Origin of the sequence: Micromonospora reichwaldensis (assembly GCF_031845925.1) — a bacterium.
Taxonomy (GTDB): domain Bacteria; phylum Actinomycetota; class Actinomycetes; order Mycobacteriales; family Micromonosporaceae; genus Micromonospora; species Micromonospora reichwaldensis.
In genome coordinates, this window is sequence record NZ_JAVRFL010000007.1 from 35492 (window position 1) to 57552 (window position 22061).

15 protein-coding genes are annotated in these 22061 nt (G+C 72.9%); 14 read left to right on the forward strand and 1 reads right to left on the reverse strand.

The features are described 5' to 3' along the window. The first annotated feature begins 257 nt into the window (after positions 1-257). The 13 genes from RM555_RS07720 to recD2 all read left to right on the forward strand — a co-directional run bounded on the left by RM555_RS07720 (position 258) and on the right by recD2 (position 18943). Positions 258-1478 carry a mandelate racemase/muconate lactonizing enzyme family protein gene (locus RM555_RS07720; RefSeq protein WP_311411067.1) on the forward strand — a complete coding sequence of 407 codons (1221 nt, stop codon included), beginning with the start codon at positions 258-260 and terminating at the stop codon, positions 1476-1478. Continuing rightward, a complete protein-coding gene (locus RM555_RS07725) occupies positions 1475-2950 on the forward strand; it encodes an aldehyde dehydrogenase family protein (RefSeq protein ID WP_311411068.1) in 1476 nt (491 codons plus the stop codon). Before RM555_RS07720 ends, RM555_RS07725 begins: the two co-directional genes overlap by 4 nt. Positions 2951-2955: 5 nt before the next feature. After that, a complete protein-coding gene (locus RM555_RS07730; RefSeq protein WP_311411069.1) occupies positions 2956-4062 on the forward strand; it encodes a diphosphate--fructose-6-phosphate 1-phosphotransferase in 1107 nt (368 codons plus the stop codon). Between the two features lie 27 nt (positions 4063-4089). Next, positions 4090-5385 carry an ABC transporter substrate-binding protein gene (locus RM555_RS07735; protein ID WP_311411070.1) on the forward strand — a complete coding sequence of 432 codons (1296 nt, stop codon included), beginning with the start codon at positions 4090-4092 and terminating at the stop codon, positions 5383-5385. A gap of 97 nt (positions 5386-5482) precedes the next feature. Then, positions 5483-6346 carry a carbohydrate ABC transporter permease gene (locus RM555_RS07740; RefSeq protein WP_311411071.1) on the forward strand — a complete coding sequence of 288 codons (864 nt, stop codon included), beginning with the start codon at positions 5483-5485 and terminating at the stop codon, positions 6344-6346. Beyond that, complete coding sequence (locus tag RM555_RS07745; protein ID WP_311411072.1) at positions 6343-7164, forward strand: carbohydrate ABC transporter permease; 822 nt, start codon at positions 6343-6345, stop codon at positions 7162-7164. The genes RM555_RS07740 and RM555_RS07745 overlap by 4 nt, the downstream gene beginning before the upstream one ends. Continuing rightward, the gene (locus tag RM555_RS07750; protein ID WP_311411073.1) at positions 7161-8162 is read left to right on the forward strand and encodes an alcohol dehydrogenase catalytic domain-containing protein; all 1002 of its coding nucleotides are present in this window, start codon (positions 7161-7163) and stop codon (positions 8160-8162) included. The genes RM555_RS07745 and RM555_RS07750 overlap by 4 nt, the downstream gene beginning before the upstream one ends. Next, positions 8159-9070, forward strand: coding sequence for a 2-deoxy-5-keto-D-gluconate 6-phosphate aldolase domain-containing protein (locus tag RM555_RS07755; protein ID WP_311411074.1), 912 nt, complete (start codon positions 8159-8161; stop codon positions 9068-9070). The genes RM555_RS07750 and RM555_RS07755 overlap by 4 nt, the downstream gene beginning before the upstream one ends. Positions 9071-9078: 8 nt before the next feature. Further along, positions 9079-9792 (forward strand): GntR family transcriptional regulator, encoded by a 714-nt coding sequence (locus RM555_RS07760; protein ID WP_311411075.1) that lies wholly within the window; start codon positions 9079-9081, stop codon positions 9790-9792. After that, positions 9779-10834, forward strand: coding sequence for an alcohol dehydrogenase catalytic domain-containing protein (locus tag RM555_RS07765; protein WP_311411076.1), 1056 nt, complete (start codon positions 9779-9781; stop codon positions 10832-10834). Before RM555_RS07760 ends, RM555_RS07765 begins: the two co-directional genes overlap by 14 nt. 302 nt (positions 10835-11136) lie before the next feature. Further along, positions 11137-14133: a family 16 glycoside hydrolase gene (locus RM555_RS07770; protein ID WP_311411077.1), complete on the forward strand. Its 2997-nt coding sequence runs from the start codon at positions 11137-11139 to the stop codon at positions 14131-14133. A gap of 123 nt (positions 14134-14256) precedes the next feature. Beyond that, positions 14257-16605 (forward strand): AbfB domain-containing protein, encoded by a 2349-nt coding sequence (locus RM555_RS07775; RefSeq protein WP_311411078.1) that lies wholly within the window; start codon positions 14257-14259, stop codon positions 16603-16605. Between the two features lie 133 nt (positions 16606-16738). Then, positions 16739-18943, forward strand: coding sequence for an SF1B family DNA helicase RecD2 (recD2, locus tag RM555_RS07780; protein ID WP_311411079.1), 2205 nt, complete (start codon positions 16739-16741; stop codon positions 18941-18943). Between the two features lie 52 nt (positions 18944-18995). Here the strand turns inward: recD2 and RM555_RS07785 are convergent, their stop codons facing one another. Continuing rightward, positions 18996-20567, reverse strand: coding sequence for a helix-turn-helix domain-containing protein (locus RM555_RS07785; RefSeq protein ID WP_311411080.1), 1572 nt, complete (start codon positions 20565-20567; stop codon positions 18996-18998). A gap of 135 nt (positions 20568-20702) precedes the next feature. Between RM555_RS07785 and RM555_RS07790 the strand changes: the two genes are divergently transcribed. Beyond that, positions 20703-21965: an NAD(P)/FAD-dependent oxidoreductase gene (locus RM555_RS07790; RefSeq protein WP_311411081.1), complete on the forward strand. Its 1263-nt coding sequence runs from the start codon at positions 20703-20705 to the stop codon at positions 21963-21965. Positions 21966-22061 lie beyond the last annotated feature (96 nt).

Here is a 22061-nt window from a genome sequence, read left to right on the forward strand (position 1 = left end):
CAGCCCCACAGCGGGCCCTGCCGTCCGCGTAGCCCTGCTCCGGGCCCTGCCGTCGACGTAGCCCCGCGGCGGGCCCGGCGGTCCAGGCAGCCCACCAGCACCACCGCGCGGCGACGCGTCCCGTTGCGGGGCGCGTCGTCCTTTTTCGCCCGCCACCGCCGGCCACCAGGACGCCCCAGTTTGTTTCCAGCCCTTGACGGGCCGATGAACGCCGGCTAGAACTGCATGCAGTTCTTCACAAGTGTGAGAGAGGCCTCATGGGACTCAGCGGAGATCTGCGGCACGCCCCGGACGCGGCCGACCAGGCCGGCCCGCCGGCCGGGAAGGCCGGCCCCTCGGTGGGCGCCGTGCGGCTGCCCGACGTCCCCGTCGCCGACGTGCGGTGCCGGGTGTTCCGCGCCCGGCCCGCCGAGCAGATCGCGATGTCCTTCGCCCCCCTGACCCACCGGGTGATGGTGCTGGTCGAGGTCGAACTGGCCGACGGCTCGGTCGGCGTCGGCGAGAGCTGGGCCAACTACCCGTCCTGGGCCTGGCGCGAGCGCGTCGCCACGATCAGGGAGGGCGTGGCGCCGCTGCTGCGCGGCACGCGGCCGGCCGACCCCGCCGACGCGCAGCGGGCGCTGATGGCGAAGCTGGGTCCGCTGGGCCGCCAGTGGGGTGCGCCCGGCCCGATCCACCAGGCGGTGAGCGCGGTCGACATCGCGCTGTGGGACCTGGCCGCCCGGCACGCCGGGCGGAGCCTGGCGTCGCTGCTCACCACGCACCCCCGCACCGAGCTGCCCGTCTACGGCTCCAGCCTCGGCCCCGCCGGGGTCGCCGAGACCGCAGCGCACTGCGGGGCCCTGGGGCTTACCGCCGTGAAGGTCAAGGTGGGCTTCGGCCGGGACCGGGACCTGGACAACGTCCGCACCACGCGGCGCGTCCTCGGCGACGGGGCGCAGATCTTCGCCGACGCCAACCAGGCGTGGTCGCTGCCCGAGGCGCTGCGGATGCTGCCGGCGCTGGCCGACCTGGGTGTCGCCTGGGTCGAGGAGCCACTCGCCGGCGACCGCCCGGAGGAACTCGACGAGCTCGGCGCCCGCACCGGCATGCCCCTGGCCACCGGCGAGAACCTCTACGGCGCCGCGGCCTTCACCCCGTACCTGCGGGGCAGCGGGGTCACCATCGTGCAACCGGACCTCACCAAGGTCGGTGGGATCAGCGAGTACCTGACGGTGCTCCGGGCCGCCGAGGCCGCCGGCAAGACCGTCAACCCGCATCTCTACAACGGCGCGATCGCGACCGCCGCGACCGTGCAGGTGGCCGCCAGCAGCCCGGCGACGTCCCTCGTCGAGTGGGACGTCCGGTCCAATCCGCTGCGCCGGGCCGCCGACGAGTTCCTGACCACCCACGGCACGGTCACCGTGCCCCACCGCCCCGGTCTCGGTATCGACCTCGATCCGGACCAGCTCGACCCGTACGAGGAGCAGCTGTCGTGACCGATTCCCCGATCGTCGACGAGGTCCTGGCAACCCCGAGCGCGGTGCGCATCGGCGGCCGGGCGGTCCCGGGCGCCGTCACGGGGGCGCCCACCCTGCCCGTCGTCGACCCGTCCACCGGGACGGCCTTCGCCGAGGTCGGCACCGGCGGCTCGGCCGACGCCGCCCGCGCGCTCACCGCCGCCACCGACGCGCTGCCGACCTGGGCGACCACCCCGGTGGCGGTGCGCGCCGCGGCCCTGCGGGCCATCGCCGACGACATCGAGGCCCTGGCGACCCGTCCGGACTGGGCCGGGCTGATCACCCGGGAGACCGGCAAGCGGCTCGCCGAGTCCACCGCCGAGCTGGGGCTGACCGTGACCTACTTCCGGGTCATGGCCGACCTCGTCGAGCGGCAGGAGGAGCAGCGGCTGACGGTGGTGCCGCAGCACGAGCACCGGGTCTCGGCCCGGCCGGTCGGGGTCGCGGCCGTACTCACCCCGTGGAACTTCCCGGTCTCCATTCCCGCCCGGAAGATCGCACCCGCGCTCGCCGCCGGCTGCCCGGTGCTGTTCAAGCCCTCGGAACTGGCTCCGCTGTCGTCGATGGTGCTCGCCGCGGTGTGCGAGCGGCACCTGCCCGACGGGGTCCTCGGCACCGTCCTCGGCACCCCGGCCGACGTCGTCTCCCCGTGGCTCGCGGCGCCGGCGGTGCGGGCGGTCTCCTTCACCGGGTCGACCCGGGTCGGTCGCCTGGTGGCCACCGAGGCGGCGCCGCGGTTCCTGCGTACGGTGATGGAGTTGGGTGGCTGCGCGCCGTTCGTCGTCCTCCCGGACGCCGATCCGCAGGCCGCGGCGCAGACCCTGATGGTCGCCAAGTACCGCAACAACGGCCAGTCCTGCATCGCGGCGAACCAGATCCTGGTCGCCCGGGAGGTGGCCGGGGAGTTCGTCGAGGCGTTCGTCGAGGCCACCCGCGCCCTGCGCGTCGGCGATCCCCGGGACCCCGGCACCGACATCGGCCCGCTCGCCCCGGCCGGCGACCCGGCGCGCATGGCCGGTCTGGTCGACGAGGCCGTCGCCCGGGGCGCCCGTGCCGTCGCGCCGCACGGCGCGGCACCGTCCGCCGGGCACTACGCCGCCCCGACGGTGCTGCTCGACGCGCCCGTGGACAGCCACGCCATGACCGGTGAGATCTTCGGACCGGTCGCGCCGGTGCACGTCTACGACGACCTCGACGCGGCGTTGGCGGTGCACCACGCCACGGGCTACGGGCTCGCCGGCTACGTGTGCGGCACCGACCTGGACGCCGCGCGGGCGGTCGCCGACCGGCTGCGCGCCGGCATCGTCGGGATCAACACGGGCACGCCGAACACGCCATGGGTGCCGTTCGGCGGGCTCGGTGACTCGGGCGTCGGCTACGAGGGCGGCCGGCCGGGCCTGGAGGCGTTCCAGACCCACCTCAGCGTCGCCTCCCGCCCGGCGGGGGCCTGAGCGTCATGCGCCTGCTCATCGGCCAGACCGGCGCGCCGACCGCCGTCGTCAACGCGAGCCTGCGCGGCTTTCTGGAGGCCGCCGAGGGCCACGAGGTCCTCGCCCTGCGCGGGGGCCCCGACGGTCTCGTCGACGGCCGGCTCACCCCGGTCACCCTCGCCGACGTCCCGCCCGCCTGGACCCACCGCGGCGGGTCCTGGCTCGGCGCCGGCCGCCGGGCGGTCACCGGCGACGACCTCGACGCGGCGGTCGCGACGCTCGCCGAGCACCGCGTCGACGGGGTCGCGCTGATCGGCGGCAACGGCACGATGGCGCTGCTGCGGGCCCTCACCGAACGCGCCGAGCAGGCCGGGTTGCCGCTGTGCACCGCCGGCATCCCCAAGACCGTCGACAACGACCTGGTCGGCGTCGACCACTGCCCCGGATTCGGCTCCGCCGCGCGCTACCTGACCCGGGTCGTGCCCGACCTCGCCCGCGACCACGCGGCCATGCGGGCGATCGAGCCGGTACGCGTCGTGGAGACCCTGGGCCGGTCGGTGGGCTGGCTGGCGCTGGCCGCGACGTGGCACCGGGAGGACCCGGCGCACGCACCGCACCTCGTCCTGCTGCCGGAGGTGCCGTTCGACCGGGCGGACTTCCTGCGCCAGGTCGACGACGCCCTGCACGCGCACGGCCGCGCGTTCGTGGTGACCAGCGAGGGGGCCGCCCGCGAGCTGACCGACGAGCCCTTCGAGGCGGCCAACCACACCCGGATCCTGCTGGGCGGGGTGTCCCGCCGGCTCGCCGCGCTGGTCACCGCCGAACTCGGGGTCGCCGCCCGCGGCGAGGTCCTCGGCATGGTGCAGCGCTCGGCCGGCGCCCTGGCCGGCGACGTCGACCGCCGGGAGGCGACCGAGGCCGGACGGCACGCCGCGCGGCTGCTCGCGGACGGGCGCAGCGGACTCATGGTCGGCCTGCACCGCGTCGGCACCGGGCCCTACACCGCCGGGTACGACCCGGTGCCACTGGCGGAGGTGGCCGGCCGCACCCGACCGGTACCCGCGCCGTGGCGTACGACCGACCCCGCCGACCTCGGCGACTTCCACGACTGGCTGACCCCTCTCATCGCCTGAGTGACCCCTCCATCGAAAGGCAGGCACATGCGGCACAGGTACCTGAGCGCGGCGCTCGCCCTGGCCCTGGTCGGCGGACTCACCGCCGGCTGCGGCTCGGACTCCGCCGGCTCCGCCAACGAGATCAACCTGATCATGTCGAACCACCCCTGGCAGCGGGCGATCGAGCCGCTGATCGACGACTTCGAGAAGGAGTCGGGCGTCACGGTGAAGGTCCAGACGTTCGCCGAGCAGCAGATGCGCGACAAGGTGCAGCTCAACCTCCAGTCGCGCAGTGCCTCGATGGACGTGTTCATGACCCTGCCCTCCCGCGAGGGTCCCCAGTTCGCCAAGTCCAACTACTACGAGCCGCTGGACGACCACGTCGCCAAGGCGGGGGCGGACTACGACGTCGACGACTTCCCGGCCGCCGTACGGGCCGGCATGACCGTGGACGACAAGCTGATCGCCGCGCCGATCAACGTCGAGGGCGTGGTGCTGTACTACCGCACCGACCTGTTCGACAAGTACGGCGTCACGCCGCCGAAGACGCTCGACGAGCTGACCACCGCCGCCGAGACGATCAAGCAGAAGTCCGGCGGCAGCGTCACCCCGATCGCGTTGCGCGGACAGTCCGCGGCGCTGCCGTTCACCTTCGGCCCGTTCCTGCACTCGCAGGGCGTGAGCTGGACCAAGCCCGACGGCACGCCCAACTTCGACGACCCGAAGGCGATCGAGGCGATCGACCGCTACGCCACCCTGGCCCGCGAGTACGGTCCGCCCGGCGTCGTGAACAACACCTTCACCCAGTCCTCGGCCCTGTTCGCCGCCGGCAACGCCGCCATGGAGCTGGAGTCGAGCAACGAGGTCAGCAGCATCGTCGACCCCAAGACCTCCAAGATCGCGGACAAGATCGGCGTCCTCGACTTCCCGGCCGGCGCCGCCGGTTCCAAGACCACCGTGCTGTCCTGGGGCCTGTCGGTCTCCTCGTTCTCGAAGAACAAGGACGCGGCGTGGAAGTTCGTGCAGTGGGCCACCAGCGCGAAGACGCAGCTGGAGCTCACCAAGTCCGGCATCGCCCCGCCGCGCACCTCGGTCAGCCAGGACCCCGCCTACACCGCCACCCTCAACACCGAGACGCTCAAGCAGTGGAACGCGGCGCTGACGAAGGCGCAGACCGACGGTGACACCGAGGTCGGGCCGGTGGGTGTCGCGGCCCCCGAGATGCGCAAGGTCATCGGCGACGCGGTCGGCACCGTGATCCTCGGCCGGGCGAGCGCCGAGGACGCGGCCAAGCAGATCCAGGACGGCCTCACCCCGCTGCTGGCGAAGAACAGCGAGTAGGAGCCTCATGAGCACCGACACGACGACGACACGCCCGACCGGCCCCCGCCCCGCCAGCACGGCGGGGCGGGGGGCGGGGCGCCGGCCGAGAAGGACGGTGCATCCGACCGCCCGGGGGATCTGGCCCTTCGTGGTGCCGGCCGCCGTGGTCACCGCCCTGCTGGTCCTGCTGCCGATCGCGTACACCGTCTGGCTGTCGGTGACCGACCGGCAGTCCGACGGCACGAACACGGGCTTCCTCGGGTTCGACAACTACGCCCAGATGTTCGCCAACCCGGCGTTCTACAACTCCCTGAAGGTCACGCTCTTCCTCTTCGTGGTGTGCCTCGCCGTGGAGACCGTGCTGGGACTCGCGCTCGGCTACGTGATGAGCCTGGACGTGCCGGGTCGGCGCGTCTTCCAGGGCATGATGCTCATCCCGGCGATCACCGCGTCGGTGGCGGTCGGCCTGCTCTGGCTGCTGATCATGGATCCGTCGCTGGGGGCGGCCAACGAGCTGCTGGCCGTCGTCGGGATCGACCCCGTGGTCTGGCTCGGTGACCCGTCCATCGCGCCCTGGTCCATCGCGCTCGTGGACATCTGGCAGTGGACGCCGTTCATGGCGCTGATCATCTCCGCCGGCATCCGGTCGTTGCCGGAGGAGCCGTTCGAGGCGGCGGCCATCGACGGGGCGAGCGGCTGGCGTACCGCGTGGAACATCGGTCTGCCCCTGCTGCGGCCGGTGCTCATCGTCGCGATGCTGCTGCGCACCGTCGACCTGGTCCGCTTCTTCGACACCATCTACATCATGACCCAGGGCGGGCCGGTCGACTCGACGAACACCCTCAACGTGTACGGCTACAACGAGGCGTTCATCAACCAGGCGCCCAGCTACGCCGCCGCCCTGCAGATCGCCCTGCTGGTGCTCGTCGTGCTGATCGCCACCGTCTTCACCCTGGTCCGAAGGAGGGCCGCGAAATGAGCGCGGGCAAGCGGCTGGTCGGCGTCTACACCGCGTACGTCCTGTTCGCCGTGGTCTTCTTCGGCCCGGTGCTGTTCATGCTCTGGTCGTCGCTGCGGCGCAACGTCGACATCACCGGCTCCCTGTTCGACGTGGGCTCGCCGCTGACGCTGGAGAACTTCACCAACCTGTTCGAGCGGTTCGAGTTCGGCCGCTACATCGCCAACAGCTTCATCGTGGCCGGCGGCTCCACCCTGCTCGGCCTGGTGCTGGGCGCACCGGCCGCGTACGTGATCGTCCGGCGGCAACTGAACACGCTGGGCTTCGTGACGCTGCTCGCCCGGATGGCACCCGGCGTGCTGTTCGTGCTGCCGCTGTTCGTGCTCTCCATCCGCATCGACGCCCCGTCGAACACCGGGCTCAACTACGCGCTGCTCATCGTGGCGCACCTGATCGTCACCCTGCCGCTGTGCATCTGGCTGCTGATCCCGTTCTTCGAGGAGATCCCGATCAGCATCGAGGAGTCGACGCTCATCGACGGCGCCTCCACCTGGCAGCGGTTCCGCATGGTGGTGCTGCCGCTCGCCATGCCCGGCGTCTCGGTGGCACTCACGCTCAGCTTCGTCTTCTCCTGGAACTACTTCCTGTTCGCCCTGGCGCTCGCCAACGACCAGACGCTGCCGCTGACGGTCATCGCCTTCAACTTCATCGGCCAGGGATCGAACGACTTCGGCGGTCTGATGGCCGCGAGCACGCTCATCTCAGCGCCGGCCCTCCTGCTGACGATCTTCGCGCAGCGGTGGCTGGTGCGTGGAATCACCGGAGGTGCCGTCAAGTGACGACCACCAGTGTCCGTGCCCGCTTCCTGGGCGACGGACGGATCGACTTCGAGCGGGCCACGCTCGGCCCGGTCGCGAACGGGCAGGTACGCGTCCGCGTCGACGTCTGCGCCCTCTGCGGCTCGGACAAGCGGCTGCTGCGGTCGGGGTCGCCCGTGGTGCCGGGGCACGAGATCGCCGGCACCGTGGTCGACGTCGGCGCGGACGTCACCGTGCCCGTCGGGACCCGCGGCATCGTCTACATCCCGGTCTTCTGCGGTACGTGCCGGCGCTGCGCCGCCGGCCGCACCAACCAGTGCCTGCACCTGCGGGAGCTGATCGGCTGGCAGCGCGACGGCGGGTTCGCCGAGCACGTCGACGTGCCGGCCCGCTGCCTGCTGCCGGTGCCCGACGACGTGCCGCTGGACACGGCGGTGCTGGGTCTGGACACCGTGGGCACCGCCGCGCACGCCCTGCGCCTGTGGCAGCGCACCCAGCCCGACGGCGTCGACCGGGCGCTGGTCATCGGCGCCGGCCCGTTGGGCCTCGGGGTCGTCGCCGTGGCGGGCGCCTTCGGCGTCGGCGAGGTGGACGCCTTCGACCCGCACGAGGGTCGCCTGGCCACGGCCGTCGACCTGGGCGCCCGGGCCGCCGGCGACCTGGCGGCGGAGAACCAGTACGACCTCGTGGTCGAGGTCAGCGGCGCCGCGGCGGCCCGGGAGACCGCGCAGCGGGTGGTCGCGCCCGGCGGCGCGGTGATCGCCCTCGGCGAGTCCGACGAGCCCTACACGATGCCCGCGACGCCCCGTTGGCGGCGCACCGACTGCTACACGGTGCGTTCCTTCTACTTCCCCACCAGCGAGGTCGAGGCGAACTGGGACCTGCTGCGCGACCACGGCGCCGCGCTGCGGGACCGGCTGACGGTGCCGGTGACCCTCGCCGAACTGCCGGACGCCTTCGCCCGCTTCGTCGCCGGCGACTACTTCAAACCCTGCATCGTGTCGGAGGACGCCCCATGAACCAGCCGCAGCACCTGCTCATCCTCGCGGTCGACCAGCGTCCCTGGCTCACCCAGGCGCTCCACGGCCACACCGGCACCGCCACGCGTGGCCAACGCGCGGCGATCGCCGACGGCAAGCACATGGTGGTGGAGGGTCTGCTCGCGGCGCTCGCCGACGAGCCGAGGCTCGCCGCGCACGCCGGCATCCTCGTCGACGCGACGCTCGGCCCCGGTGTGGCCGAGCGGGCGCACGCCAACGGGGTGACCGTGAGCATGCCGCTCGAACGCGGCGGTTGCGAGATCTACGAGACCGAGCCGGCCGACCTCAGGTCCCACCTGGAGCACCACGGGCCCGAACTGCCCAAGGTCCTGGTCCGCTACAACGTCGAGGGCGACGTCGACGGCAACCGCGTCCAGCGCGCCCGGCTGGCCGAGGTGTCCGCGACGGTCCGCGATGCCGGTGGCCGTTTCCTGTTCGAGCTGCTCGTGCCGCCCACGCCCGCGCAGCTCGACGCCGTCGGCGGCGACCTGGGACGGTTCGAGCGGGAACTGCGTCCCGCGCTGGTGCACCGCGCGATGACCGAGCTGCTCGACGAGGTGCCGGTGGACGTCTGGAAGCTGGAGCACCTCGACCGGCAGGAGCACTACCGCACCGCGGCCCGGATCGCGGCCGGGGCCGGCGGCGAGTGCATCCTGCTCGGCGCCAACGCGCCGGCGGCGCGGGTCGAGGGGTGGCTCGCCGACGCCGCCGCGGCCGGATTCACCGGCTTCGCTATCGGGCGTAGCATCTGGTGGGACGCGCTGCGCGGGCTGCTCGCCGGGGACCTGGCCCGCCCTCAGGCGGTGGCGGCGGTGGCCGCGAACTACCGCGGATTCGCCGCCGCGTTCCTCGCCGCGGTGCCGGTCGGGCCCGAGCCGCACGAGTGAGGACACCAGTGACGCCACCTTCCCCGCCCCGGCCCCCCGCCGCGACGCTGCCGGCGCCCGCCACCGCGCCCGCGCAGGAGGCGGACCCGCACACCGGTGAGCGGGTCGGCGAGCTGCTCTACCGGACGCTGCGCGACCGGATCATCTCCGGCGAGCTGCGGCCCGGCACCCGGCTGAGCGTCCCGGCGTTGGCCGAGGAGTTCCGGGTGAGCCGCAGCCCCGTGCGCGACGCGGTGATCCGCCTGGTGCAGGACGAGCTGGCGCGCGAGACCCTCAACCGCGGCGCGGTCGTCGCCCGCATCGAGGGCGAGGAGCTGGTCAGCCTCTACGAGGCCCGCGAGGCTCTGGAGTGGGCGGTGGCCCGGCTGGCGGCGCAGCGCTACAGCCCGGCGCTGCGCCGCCGCCTGCTCGCCCTGCTCACCGAGCACCGGCAGGTCGCGGAGGACGGCGACTTCGCCCGTCACATCGAGCTCGACGCCGCGTTCCACCGGGAGATCCGGCAGGCCGCGCAGAGCCCGGTGCTGACCCGGATGCTCGACGGCGTCCAGAGCCGGGTCCTGATCGCGATGCGCTCGACCAGCCTCACCGGCGGCATGGCCCAGGCCGTCGCCGACCACCAGGCCATCTTCGAGGCGCTCTGCTCGGGTGATCCCGACGCCGCGGGTGAGGCCGCCCGGGCGCACATCCGCCGACTCAAGGAGCTGCTTCGTGCCGCTTACTGACGCCCGCACGATCGCCGCCGTGCGGTGCCACGGTCCGGGCGACGTACGCGTCGAGCAGTTGCCCGCGCGCGCCCCGGGTGCCGGCGAGGTGGCCATCGAGCCCTTGGCCGTCGGGGTCTGCGGCACGGACGGCCACATCGTCGGCGGCAGCTTCCCGGCGGCCCGCCCGGTCGTGCTGGGCCACGAGGTCTGCGGACGGGTGCGGGAGGTCGGACCCGGGGTCGACCGGCTCGCGCCCGGCGACCTCGTGACCGTCGAGCCCCACGACTACTGCACCGCCTGCGCGTACTGCCGGCTGGGGCAGGAACACCTCTGCGACGCCAAGCGGGGCTACGGCGTACGGCTCGACGGCGGGATGACCGAGCGCATGGTCGTGCCGGCACGGATCGCCTACCGGCTGCCCCCGGACACACCACCGTGGATCGGCGCCCTCACCGAGCCGCTCGCGTGCTGCATCCACGGCATGGACCAGCTCGCGCCCCGCTCCGGCCTGCCCGTGCTCGTCTACGGCGCCGGCCCGGCGGGGGCGATGATGGTGGCGCTGGCCCGTTCCCGGGGGCTCGCCCCCGTCGTCGTCATGGATCCCCGCCCGGACCGCCGCGACCTCGCGCTGCGGATGGGAGCCGACGCCGCCCTCGATCCGACCGACCCGGCCAGCGGGGCGGCGGCCCGGGACATGACCGACGGCCTGGGCTTCCCGTACGTCGTCGACGCCGTCGGCTCGGCGCACCTGCTGGAGTCCGCGATCGGCATGGCCAGCCGAGGCGGCCGGATCCTGGTCTTCGGTGTCGCCCGGCCGGACGAGGAGGCCCGGGTACGCCCCAACGAGGTCTTCGCGCGCGAGCTGACCATCGTGGGGGCGGTGATCAACCCGTACACCCACCACCGGGCCGTGGGCATGCTGCCGACGCTCCGCCTGGACCGGCTGCGGCCGGCGTTCTTCCCGCTGGAGAAGGTCTCGCAGGCGCTCGAGGCCCAGGCCGTCGGCCAGGCCGACAAGGTCTTCGTCGCCCCGTACGGCGTCGACGCCGCCCGCCGGTAACCAGGCGCAAGCGGGCGGGTCCCGCCGGGCGGCACCACCGGTGGCGCCGTCCGGCGTTGCCGACTTTTGGCCGCCCGGACGAAAGTTCAGACGATCTCGCACAAACATCTAGACATTTAGATTTAAGAATCATAGTGTTGCCTTCACCAGGCAGCGGCGTGCCAGGCCAACCATCAGGACATGACAACGATGTCCGTTCGATGTCCGGGCCCGCCGCTGAGCCCGAGCGCCGCGCGACAACGTACGTCGTTGTCCCGCTCCCCTGGAGGAGAAGAATGCTCGGATCGTCCCGACGAGCACGCGTGCCCCTCGCAAGCGCCTTCACCGCTGTCGTCGCCCTCGCCGGCCTGTGGCTGTCCCCGCCGAGCGCGGCTGCGGCTCCGCCGCCGCAGGAACCCGGTGTCACCCTGCGCGTCTTCGACCTGCAGGTGCCGCTCAACAACCTCTGCACCCTGAAGGCCGGCCAGACACCGAACGTCGACAAGCTCATGCCGACGGTCGACTGGACGAGCGCGGCCGACTTCGGCATCGAGGACCACTTCCTGGTCCACGTCCTGGGCAACGTCAACATCACCCAGGCCGGCAGCTACACCTTCCGGCTCATCAGCGACGACGGCTCCCGCCTGCTGATCGACGACACGCTGATCGTCGACCACGACGGCGCGCACGGCCCGGAACCGAAGGACGGCGCCGTCGACCTGACCGCCGGATACCACTCCCTGCGCATCGAGCACTTCGAGCGTACGGGCGGCCAGCAGCTCACGTTGCAGTGGCGTACGCCGGGCTCCAGCACGTTCGTGACCGTCCCCACCTCGGCGCTGAGCACCGACGCCGGCGTCGTCCGGGTGACCGCGCCCGGCCGCAAGGAGTGCGAGGCCAGCGGCGACTCCCCCGGCGACGGGCTGCCGCTCACGTCGGTGCACCCGAACTACACCCTGACCGACCTGCGCCCGAGCGGCTTCCAGCCGCAGGTCACCGGGTTCGACTGGTTCCCCGACGGCCGGCTGGCCGTGGCCACCTGGGGCGGTTCACTGACCACCGTGGGCGAGGTGTGGATCCTCGGCAACGTCACCGGCAGCACCAGCCCCGGCCAGGTGACCCGGCAGCGGGTGGCGACGGGGCTCCAGGAGCCGATGGGGCTCAAGATCGTCGACGGGAAGATCTACGTCTCGGAGAAGGCGAAACTCACCGAGCTCAACGACACCAACGGTGACGGGGTGACCGACCAGTACCGTACGGTCGCCACCTGGCCGTTCGGCAGCAACTTCCACGAGTTCGGGTTCGGCCTGCTCTACCGGGACGGCTACTTCTACCTGAACCTCTCGGTCTCCATCAACTACGGCGGCGCCACGACCGACCCGCAGCCGGCCCCGAACCGGGGCACCACCATCCGGGTGAACCGGAGCACCGGCGCGATCGACTACGTGGCCGGCGGCCTGCGCACGCCGCACGGCATCGGCTGGGGTCCCGAGGGCGGCATCTTCGTCACCGACAACCAGGGCGGCTGGCTGCCGTCGTCGAAGCTCGTGCACGTCAAGCAGGGCCGCTTCTTCAACCACTACATGAACCCGGCCGGCCCGTTCGACAACAACCCGGTCACCCAACCGGTCCTCTGGCTGCCGCAGAACGAGATCGGCAACTCGCCGAGCACCCCGGTCATGCTCAACCAGGGCCCGTTCGCCGGGCAGATGCTCATCGGCGACGTCACCTACGGCGGGCTCCAGCGCGCGTACCTGGAGAAGGTCAACGGCGAGTACCAGGGCGCGCTGTTCCGGATGACCCAGGGCCTGGAGGCGGGAGTGTCCGAGGTGTCCGTCGGGCCCGACGGCGCCATCTACACCGGCGGTCTGCACGGCGGCGGCAACTGGGGGCAGGAGGGCAAGCTCAGCTACGGCCTGCAGAAGATCGCCCCGAACGGCGGCAACAACTTCGACATGCGGACGATGCGGGCCACCCCCAACGGCTTCCAGATCGAGTACACCCAGCCCCTGTCGGCGACGACCGCCGCCGCGCTGGCCTCCAGGTACCGGGTCAAGCAGTGGCGCTACGTGGCGACGGCCGCGTACGGCGGGCCGAAGATCGACGAGGAGACCCTGTCGGTCTCCTCGGCCACCCTGTCGGCCGACGGGAAGACCGTCACGTTGGCGATCAACGGCCTCAAGCCCGGCCGGGTCGTGCACGTCCGCTCACCCCGGCCGTTCTCGGCCAGCAACGGCCAGTCGCTGTGGAGCACCGAGGTCTGGTACACGCTCAATGCCATCCCGGGTCAGCAGCCGCCCGTCAACCTCGCGCTGGGCAGGGCGGCGACGGCCGACAGTTCCTGCTCGGCCACCGAGGGCCCGGCCAGGGCCGTGAACGGGACGACCACCAGCGGCAATCGCGACAAGTGGTGTTCGACGGGCACCACCAAGTGGTTGCAGGTCGACCTGGACACCACCCGCAGCGTGAACCGCTTCGTCGTACGCCACGCCGGCGCCGGCGGCGAGAACACCGCCTGGAACACCCGCGACTTCACCATCCAGACCAGCACCAACGGCACCTCGTGGACGACCACGACGAACGTCACCGCCAACACGGCCAACACCACCACCCACGACTTCTCCCCCACCCAGGCCAGATACGTCCGGCTGAACGTCACCAAGGCCACCAGCACCTCCGACAACGCGGCCCGGATCTACGAGTTCGAGGCCCACGGCCCCGCAGGCGACACCGGCCGCGTCACGCTGCTCGACGGGTCCCACCTCGACAACTTCGAGAGCACCAACGGCACCCCGGCCACCTGGCCGCTGGCCAAGGGCGGCGTGGAGGTCCTCGGCGGCGACATCCGCAGCCGGCGCGCGTTCGGTGACTTCCGGCTGCACGTCGAGTTCTGGCTGCCCAACCTCCCGCCGGACGTCACCGGCCAGGCCCGCGCCAACAGCGGGATCTACCTCCAGGACCGCTACGAACTCCAGGTCCTGGACTCCTTCGGCGACACCACCCCGGCCAACGACGAGGGCGGCGCCATCTACGGAAAGATCGGGCCATCGGTCAACGCGGCCGGCGCACCGGAGACGTGGCAGACCTACGACGTCACCTTCCGGGCGGCCCGCTTCGACAGCGCCGGGGTCAAGACGGAGAACGCCCGGGTCACGGTCGTGTGGAACGGCGTCACCGTCCACGACAACGCGGTGATCAACGGGCCCACGGGCAACGGCGCCCCGGAGGGACCCTCGGTGGGGCCGATCCGGCTGCAGGACCACGGCGACCCGGGCCTCAACGTCCACTACCGCAACATCTGGGTCGAGCCGACGAGCTGACCGTACGCCCGGGGCGGGGCGACCCGCGCGGGTCGCCCCGGCCCTCATCCCGCGCAGGCCTGAAGAACTCCCGTCCGTCGCACGGGCCCCGCGCCCGCGCGACCCGTCCACACCGGAGACGGCATGACACGTCGCGCCCGCATCCGCACCCTGCCGCTGGCGGCCGCCCTCACCCTGCTGGCCGCCCTGCTCACGACGGTGTCCCCGGCCCGGGCGGCGCCCGCGAAGACGCCCCCGCTGACCACGCCGTGGACCAGCCAGGCCCTCACGGGTACGCCCCTGCCGGAGTACCCCCGGCCGCAGATGACCCGGCCCGACTGGCTCAACCTCAACGGCGAGTGGCAACTGCGCCAGTCCGCCACCGACGACGCCCCGCAGTTCGGCACGAACCTCCCCGAGCGGGTGAACGTGCCCTTCCCGGTGGAGAGCGCCCTGTCCGGCGTGCGGCGCGCCGCGAACGACAACCGCCACTATCTGTTCTACCGACGCACCTTCACCGTGCCGGCCGACTGGTCCGGCCGCCGGACCCTGCTGCACTTCGGAGCGGTCGACTGGCAGAGCACCGTGTGGGTCAACGGTGCCCAGGTCGGCGCGCACACCGGGGGCTACGACGCCTTCACGTTCGACGTCACGCCACATCTCGTGGGCGGCACGAACGAGATCGTGGTGAAGGTGTGGGATCCCACGGACAGCCGGCAGAACGGCAGCCTCCCCCCGATCGGCAAGCAGACCAGGACCCCGGGTGGGATCTTCTACACCCCCAGCTCCGGCATCTGGCAGACCGTCTGGTTGGAGCCGGTGCCGACCGCGTCCATCAGCGGCGTCGACGTGTATCCGAACCTGTCCACCAACACGCTACGGGTGCGGGTGTCCACCCGGGGGAACGTCACCGGACACAGCGTGCTGGCCGAGGCGCTGAACGGGACCACGCTGGTCGGCTCGGCCACCGGTGGCTTCACCGACTTCAGCGTGCCGGTGCCGAACGCCCGCCGGTGGTCCCCGGACGATCCGTTCCTCTACGGCCTACGGGTGACGCTGCGCGACGCGGGCGGCGCCCAGGCGGACCGGACGACGCACTACTTCGGCATGCGGGAGATCACCACCGGGATGGTCGGCGGGGTGCTGCGCCCGAAGCTCAACGGCCAGTTCGTGTTCCAGGCCGGCACCCTCGACCAGGGGTACTGGCCGGACGGGCTGTACACCGCCCCCACCGACGCGGCACTCGCCTTCGACCTGCAAAAACACAAGGACCTCGGGTTCAACATGGTCCGCAAGCACATCAAGGTCGAACCGCAGCGGTGGTTCTACCACGCCGACCGCCTCGGCCTGCTGGTGTGGCAGGACGTCCCCTCGATGACCGCGCAGGACATCAACGCCGACAACGCCCAGCAGGCCCAGTTCGAGGCCGAGGCGCGGGAGATCGTCGACGAACACCGCAGCAGCCCGGCCGTGGTCGCCTACACCGTCTACAACGAGGGCTGGGGCGAGCGCGCGCTCGCCGACACCCGGCGGGTCGGCCAGAACGTGAAGAACCAGGACCCGACCCGCCTGGTGAACGTGCACAGCGGCCACAACTGCTGCCAGTCCCTCGGCGACCCGGGCAACGGGGACATCGACGACTGGCACATGTACCTCGGCCCCGCCTCGCCGAGCCCGTCGGCCTCCCGGGTCGCCGTACTCGGTGAGTTCGGCGGCCTGGGCCTGCGGACGCCGGGGCACGAGTACAGCCCCAGCGGCGGCTTCTTCGCCTACGAGTGGCAGCCGAACTCCACCGCCCTCACCGACCGGTACGTCGGGCTGGTGCAGGGCACCCGGAACCTGATGCTCGGCAAGGGCCTCAGCGCCTCGGTCTACACCGAGATCACCGACGTCGAAGGCGAGTTGAACGGCTTCCTCACCTACGACCGCCGGATCGTCAAGATGGTCGAGTCCCGGGTCCGGGCGGCCAACCAGGCGCTCATCGACGCGTCCAGGTCGCTCGGCGACAACCAGCCGGTCGCACTGCCGCTGAACACGCGACGGTCGTTGCAGGTGACCACGCCCGGACACACGCAGCGGTACCTGCGGCACCAGGACAGCCTCGCCTACACCGAGGTCGTCGACTCGGGCAGCACGGCGCTGCTCAGGAGCGACGCCACCTACACGATCCGGGCGGGGCTGGCCGACGCCACCTGCTACTCCTTCGAGTCGGTCAACTTCCCGGGGCAGTACCTCCGGCACGCCGCGTCCCGGGTCCGCAACTCGCCGAACGACGGCTCGGCGCTGATGCGCGCCGACGCCACCTGGTGCGCCCGCACCGGGCTGACCGGCGGCGGGGTCTCCCTGGAGTCGTACAACTTCCGGGGCTCGTTCCTGCGCCACTTCAACTCGGAGGTATGGCTCAGCAACGGTGCCGGCGGCGCGGCGTACGACACGCCCACCCTGTGGAGCGCGGACAGCACCTGGAACGTCGCCGCGCCCTGGGCACCGTGAGGACCGGACCGCGAGCCGGCGCACCGCCGCCCGGGTGGCGGTGGATCCGGGCACCGCCGCCCGCATCCCGGTCGGGCCGGGCACGCGGCCGGGCCGAGGGCGCCGTCGCGTCGGCGGGAGGCAGGATGGGCGGGTGACTGCCCCCACCCGCCCGCCGTCGGCCGTCCTGGACGCGGTGCTCGAACGGTTGACCTACGTCAACGAGGAGACCGGCTACACCGTCGCCCGGGTGGCCACCGGCCACGGCAGCGACCTGCTCACGGTGGTCGGCGCGCTGCTGGGAGCCCAGCCAGGGGAAAGCCTGCGCCTGTCCGGTCGGTGGTCGTCGCACCCCCAGTACGGCCGGCAGTTCGAGGTGCATTCCTACACCACCGTCCTGCCGGCCACGATCCAGGGCATCCGCCGTTACCTCGGCTCCGGGCTGGTCAAGGGCATCGGTCCGGTCTTCGCCGAGCGGATCGTCGCCCACTTCGGCCTCGACACCCTCCGCGTGATCGAGGAGGAGCCCGCCCGCCTGGTCGAGGTGCCCGGCCTGGGACCGAAGCGCACCGCGAAGATCACCTCGGCGTGGGAGGAACAGAAGGCCATCAAGGAGGTGATGGTCTTCCTCCAGGGCGTCGGCGTGTCCACCTCCCTGGCCGTGCGGATCTTCAAGCAGTACGGCGACGCCTCCATCACGGTGGTCAGGAACGAGCCGTACCGGCTGGCGGGCGACGTGTGGGGCATCGGCTTCAGGACCGCCGACACCATCGCGCAGGCCGTCGGGATCCCGCACGACAGCCCACAGCGGGTCAAGGCCGGCCTCCAGTACACCCTGTCCGAGGCCACCGACAACGGGCACTGCTACCTGCCCGACGGTCAGTTGGTCGCCGACGCCACCAGGATCCTCGATGTGCCCGCCGACCTCGTCACCACCTGCCTGGACGGGCTCGTCGGCGAGGAGGGGGTGGTCCGCGAGACGCTGCCCGGGCCGGACGGCGAGCCGACGGCGGCGGTCTACCTGGTGCCGTTCCACCGCGCCGAGCAGTCCCTCGCCGGATCCCTGCTGCGGCTGCTGCACGACCGCGCCGACCGGCTGCCCCACTTCACCGGCGTCGACTGGGGCAGGGCGCTGGCCTGGTTGAAGGCCCGCACCGGCACCGAGCTGGCCCCCGAGCAGGAACAGGCCGTCCGCCTCGCCCTCACCTCCAGGGTCGCCGTGCTGACCGGTGGGCCCGGCTGCGGCAAGAGCTTCACCGTACGCTCGATCGTCGAACTCGCCGCCGCGAAGCGGGCCAAGGTCACCCTCGTCGCGCCGACGGGCCGCGCCGCCAAGCGGCTGTCGGAGCTGACCGGGCACCCGGCGGCCACCGTGCACCGGCTGTTGCAGCTGCGCCCCGGCGGGGAGGCCAGCCACGACCGGGACAATCCCCTCGACGTCGACCTGCTCGTCGTCGACGAGGCCTCCATGCTCGACCTGATCCTGGCCAACAAGCTCGTCAAGGCCGTCCCGCCCGGCGCGCACCTGCTGCTCGTCGGCGACGTCGACCAGCTGCCCTCCGTCGGCGCCGGCGAGGTCCTGCGCGACCTGCTCGCCGCCCCGGTCATCCCCCGGGTCCGGTTGACGCAGGTCTTCCGCCAGGCCGCGGAGTCCGGGGTCGTCACCAACGCCCACCGCATCAACGCCGGCAAGCCGCCGCTGCTCCAGGGCCTCAGCGACTTCTTCATGTTCGCCAGCGACGACACCGACGCCACCGCCGCCCTGACCGTCGACGTCGCCTGCACCCGGATCCCCGCCCGCTTCGGCCTCGACCCGCGCCGCGACGTCCAGGTCCTCACCCCCATGCACCGCGGCCCGGCCGGCGCGGCGGCCCTGAACACGCTGCTCCAGCAGCGGCTCACCCCGGCACGCGAGGGGCAGCCCGAACGCCGCCTGGGCGGACGGGTGTTCCGCGTCGGCGACAAGGTCACCCAGATCCGCAACAACTACGACAAGGGCCAGGCCGGCGTCTTCAACGGCACCGTCGGCATCGTCACCGCTCTCAGCACCGACGAGCAGACCCTGACGGTACGCACCGACGAGGACGAGAGCATCGACTACGACTTCGACGAACTGGACGAGCTGGCCCACGCGTACGCCATGACCATCCACCGCTCGCAGGGCTCCGAGTATCCGGCCGTGGTCATCCCGCTGACCACCAGCGCCTGGATGATGCTGCAACGCAACCTGCTCTACACCGCCGTCACCCGCGCCAAGAAGCTCGTCGTCCTGGTCGGTTCCCGCCGCGCGCTCGCCGCCGCCGTCCGCACCGTCGGGGCCGGGCGTCGCCACACCGCCCTCGACCACCGCCTCGCCTGAGCGCCTCACGGCTGCCGCACGCCGGGGCCGGCTGTCCCCGCCGGGCGGGCCCCTACGCCACCGGACGGGGCGCGGTCGGCGTGGGGCGCAGCGCCGCCAGCTGGATCTGCAACGCCAGCCGCGTGCGCGGCGAGTCGAGATCCACGGCGACGACCTCGGTGAGGCGACGCAGCCGGTACCGGAGCGTGTTGGGGTGCACGTGCAGCTGCCGGGCGGCCCGCTGCGGGTCGCCCTGCTGGTCGAGCCAGGCGGCGACGGTGGCGACGTAGTCGGTGCCGTGCTCCCGGTCGTGCGCCACGAGACCGGGCAGGGGGCCGCCCAGCAGCAGGTCGACGCCCGGCACGGCGCCGACCACCCGGTGCACGACCAGCTCCGCCCAGTGGTCCTCGAACCGCAGCACCGGGCCCCGCTGCCCGTGCGGACCGCGCAACGCGAGCAGCTCCGCCGCCTCGGCGCGCGAGCGCGGCAGGTCCGCCAGGTTCCGGGCGACGCCGCCCGACGCGGCGTACAGGCCCGGGTCCTGCACGGCGACGTCGTGGACCAGCTTCTCCATCCACCGCCGCGAACCGGGCGCGGCGCCCTCGTCCACCAGGACGGCGAACAGGACGTCCCCGACGTCCGCGAGCAGCGGCTGGCGCCAGCCGTGCCGGCGGGTGATCGACTCCCACAGGGCGAGGTTGTCGACCATCTCCCCCGTCCCGCCGTGCGCGCCGAGGGCGACGACCCGCCACGGCCCCTCGGGCAGGGCCAGCTCCTCCCGACCCAGCCCGCCGGGGGCCCGCAGGACCGCCCGCAGGCGGTCGGCCGACACCCGGCGCGCGACGTCGGCCTGCACGCGCAGGCGGAGCAGGTGCAGGGCCAGCACGGACGCCGTGCCCTGGAGGTCGCGCAGCCGCCCCTCCGGCACCGGGCCCTCGACGACGGCCCAGATCGAACCGAGCAGCTCGCCGCCGGCGCGGATCGGGACGACGAGGCGGGGCAACGTCCCGTCCGGCCCCTGCGGTACGAAGATCAGCTCGCTGCCCGTCGCGAGCTTGCGGAAGACGCCACGGGAGCGGAAGTGGGCGATCACGTTGCCGGGGGCGCGACGGCCGACGATGGTCGACACGCGCGCCGGGTCGGTGCGGTCCTGGCGCGACGAGTAGGCGAGCACCCGGGACTGGGCGTCCTCGATCGTGACCGGCGCGTCGACGACGGCGGCGGTCGCGTCGGCGAGGGCGAACAGCTCGTCGTAGACGCCGGGCTCCCCGGTCTCCGGCGAGCCGGGCGCGACGGCCCGGTCGATCATCCCGCGGAGCAGCCAGACGAGCTGGGCCCAGGAGCCGTGACGTTGAAGCTCGACCAGGGTGAGGCGCCGTTCGGCGGCGGCCGACGTCACGTCGGGATGCGCGGCCAGCGGAGGCTTGAGCACCAGGCCGGCCGCCCCGGCCTCCTGGCAGCGCGCGACGACGGTGAGGGCCTGCTCCGGGGTCGCGACGCCCGCGCCGAGGACGAGGTCACCGCTCTGGCCGGTCGTGGCGTCGTCGGCGAGGGTCACGTCGCGTACCTCCGCCTCGTCGGCGGGGACGACGACCTTGAGCAACGCGGCGCCGGCCGCGTCCACCACGCCAGCCACGGTGAGCATGCCGCGATTGTGCCCCGATCTTGTCCGGCAGGGCCAATGACCTGGGCGATCCTTGGCCGGAACGGACAATGACCTCCCGGCCCGGTGGGGACAGGATTGGCCCCGATCCCTGTCGCGCCCGAAGGAGAAGACGCCATGTCCCCCGTCGAGTCAGTGCCCGCCCCCCAGCACGTCGCCGTCGTCGGCGCGGGGATGGTCGGGCTGGCCACCGCCTGGTTCCTGCAGGAGCGGGGGGTCCGGGTCACCGTGCTCGACCGTACGGGGGTCGCGGCGGGCGCGTCGTGGGGCAACGCCGGCTGGCTCACCCCCGGCATCACCACTCCCCTGCCGGAGCCGGCGGTGCTGCGGTACGGGGTGCGCGCCGTGCTGAGCCCGTCCTCGCCGGTCTACGTGCCGCCGCGCGCGGACGCCCGGTTGCTGCGGTTCCTGGCCGGCTTCGCGCGGCACAGCACGGCGTCGAAGTGGCAGAGCGCGATGCGGGCCCTCATCCCGATGAACCGGCGGGCGCTGGCGGCGTTCGACGCGCTGACCGCCGGTGGGGTCTCGGCGCCGACGCACGAGGCGAAGTCGTTCCTCGCCGCGTACCGGACCGAGGCCGAGCGGTCGGTCCTGCTCGACGAACTGGCGCACATCCACGCCGCGGGCCAGGGGATCGAGTTCGACGTCCTCACCGGGGCCGAGGCCCGGGAGGTGGAGCCCTCGCTGTCGGACACGATCGGCGCCGCCATCCGGCTGCACGACCAGCGCTACGTCAACCCGGGCCAGTACGTGCACGCCCTGGCCGACTCGGTCCGCGCGCGGGGCGGAGCGGTCAGGGCCGGCGTGGACGTCCTGGACGTCCGCGACGAGGCGGCCGGTGTCCGGGTGGTGACCTCCGCCGGCACCGACGAGCGCTACGACGCGGTGGTGCTGGCGACCGGCACCTGGCTCGGCCAGCTGGCCCGGCGCTTCGGCGTCCGCACCGTCGTGCAGGCCGGCCGCGGCTACAGCTTCAGCGTCGCCATCGAGCACCTGCCGGCCGGCCCGGTCTACTTCCCCGCGCAGCGCGTGGCCTGCACGCCGCTGGGCGACCGGCTGCGCGTCGCCGGCATGATGGAGTTCCGCAGCGCCGAGGCGCCGCTGGACCGGCGCCGCGTCTCGGCCATCGCCGAGGCCGCCCGACCGCTGTTGCGGGGCGCCGACCTGGACACCCGTACCGACGAGTGGGTCGGCTCGCGGCCCTGCACCCCGGACGGCCTGCCCCTGATCGGCCGGACCAGGTCGCCGCGCGTCTTCGCCGCCGGCGGCCACGGCATGTGGGGCATCACCCTCGGCCCGCTCACCGGCGAGCTGCTCGCCGAGCAGATCACCGGCGGTGGGCAGCCCGTCGAGCTGCGCCCGTTCGACCCGCTGCGCTGACGGGCGCCCGCCCGGGGTCGAGGAGGGGCCGGCGCGGCGTGCGTCGGATGACGCCGATGACGTTTCGTACCCGACTCCATGACAGTTGTATGAAGA

Excerpts from the sequence above, each read along its gene's own strand:
- RM555_RS07720 (WP_311411067.1), top strand. The coding sequence starts at position 258 with ATGGGACTCAGCGGAGATCTGCGGCACGCCCCGGACGCGGCCGACCAG.
- RM555_RS07730 (WP_311411069.1), top strand. The coding sequence starts at position 2,956 with ATGCGCCTGCTCATCGGCCAGACCGGCGCGCCGACCGCCGTCGTCAAC.
- RM555_RS07735 (WP_311411070.1), top strand. The coding sequence starts at position 4,090 with ATGCGGCACAGGTACCTGAGCGCGGCGCTCGCCCTGGCCCTGGTCGGC.
- RM555_RS07745 (WP_311411072.1), top strand. The coding sequence starts at position 6,343 with ATGAGCGCGGGCAAGCGGCTGGTCGGCGTCTACACCGCGTACGTCCTG.
- RM555_RS07755 (WP_311411074.1), top strand. The coding sequence starts at position 8,159 with ATGAACCAGCCGCAGCACCTGCTCATCCTCGCGGTCGACCAGCGTCCC.
- RM555_RS07775 (WP_311411078.1), top strand. The coding sequence starts at position 14,257 with ATGACACGTCGCGCCCGCATCCGCACCCTGCCGCTGGCGGCCGCCCTC.
- RM555_RS07785 (WP_311411080.1), bottom strand. The coding sequence starts at position 20,567 with ATGCTCACCGTGGCTGGCGTGGTGGACGCGGCCGGCGCCGCGTTGCTC.
- RM555_RS07790 (WP_311411081.1), top strand. The coding sequence starts at position 20,703 with ATGTCCCCCGTCGAGTCAGTGCCCGCCCCCCAGCACGTCGCCGTCGTC.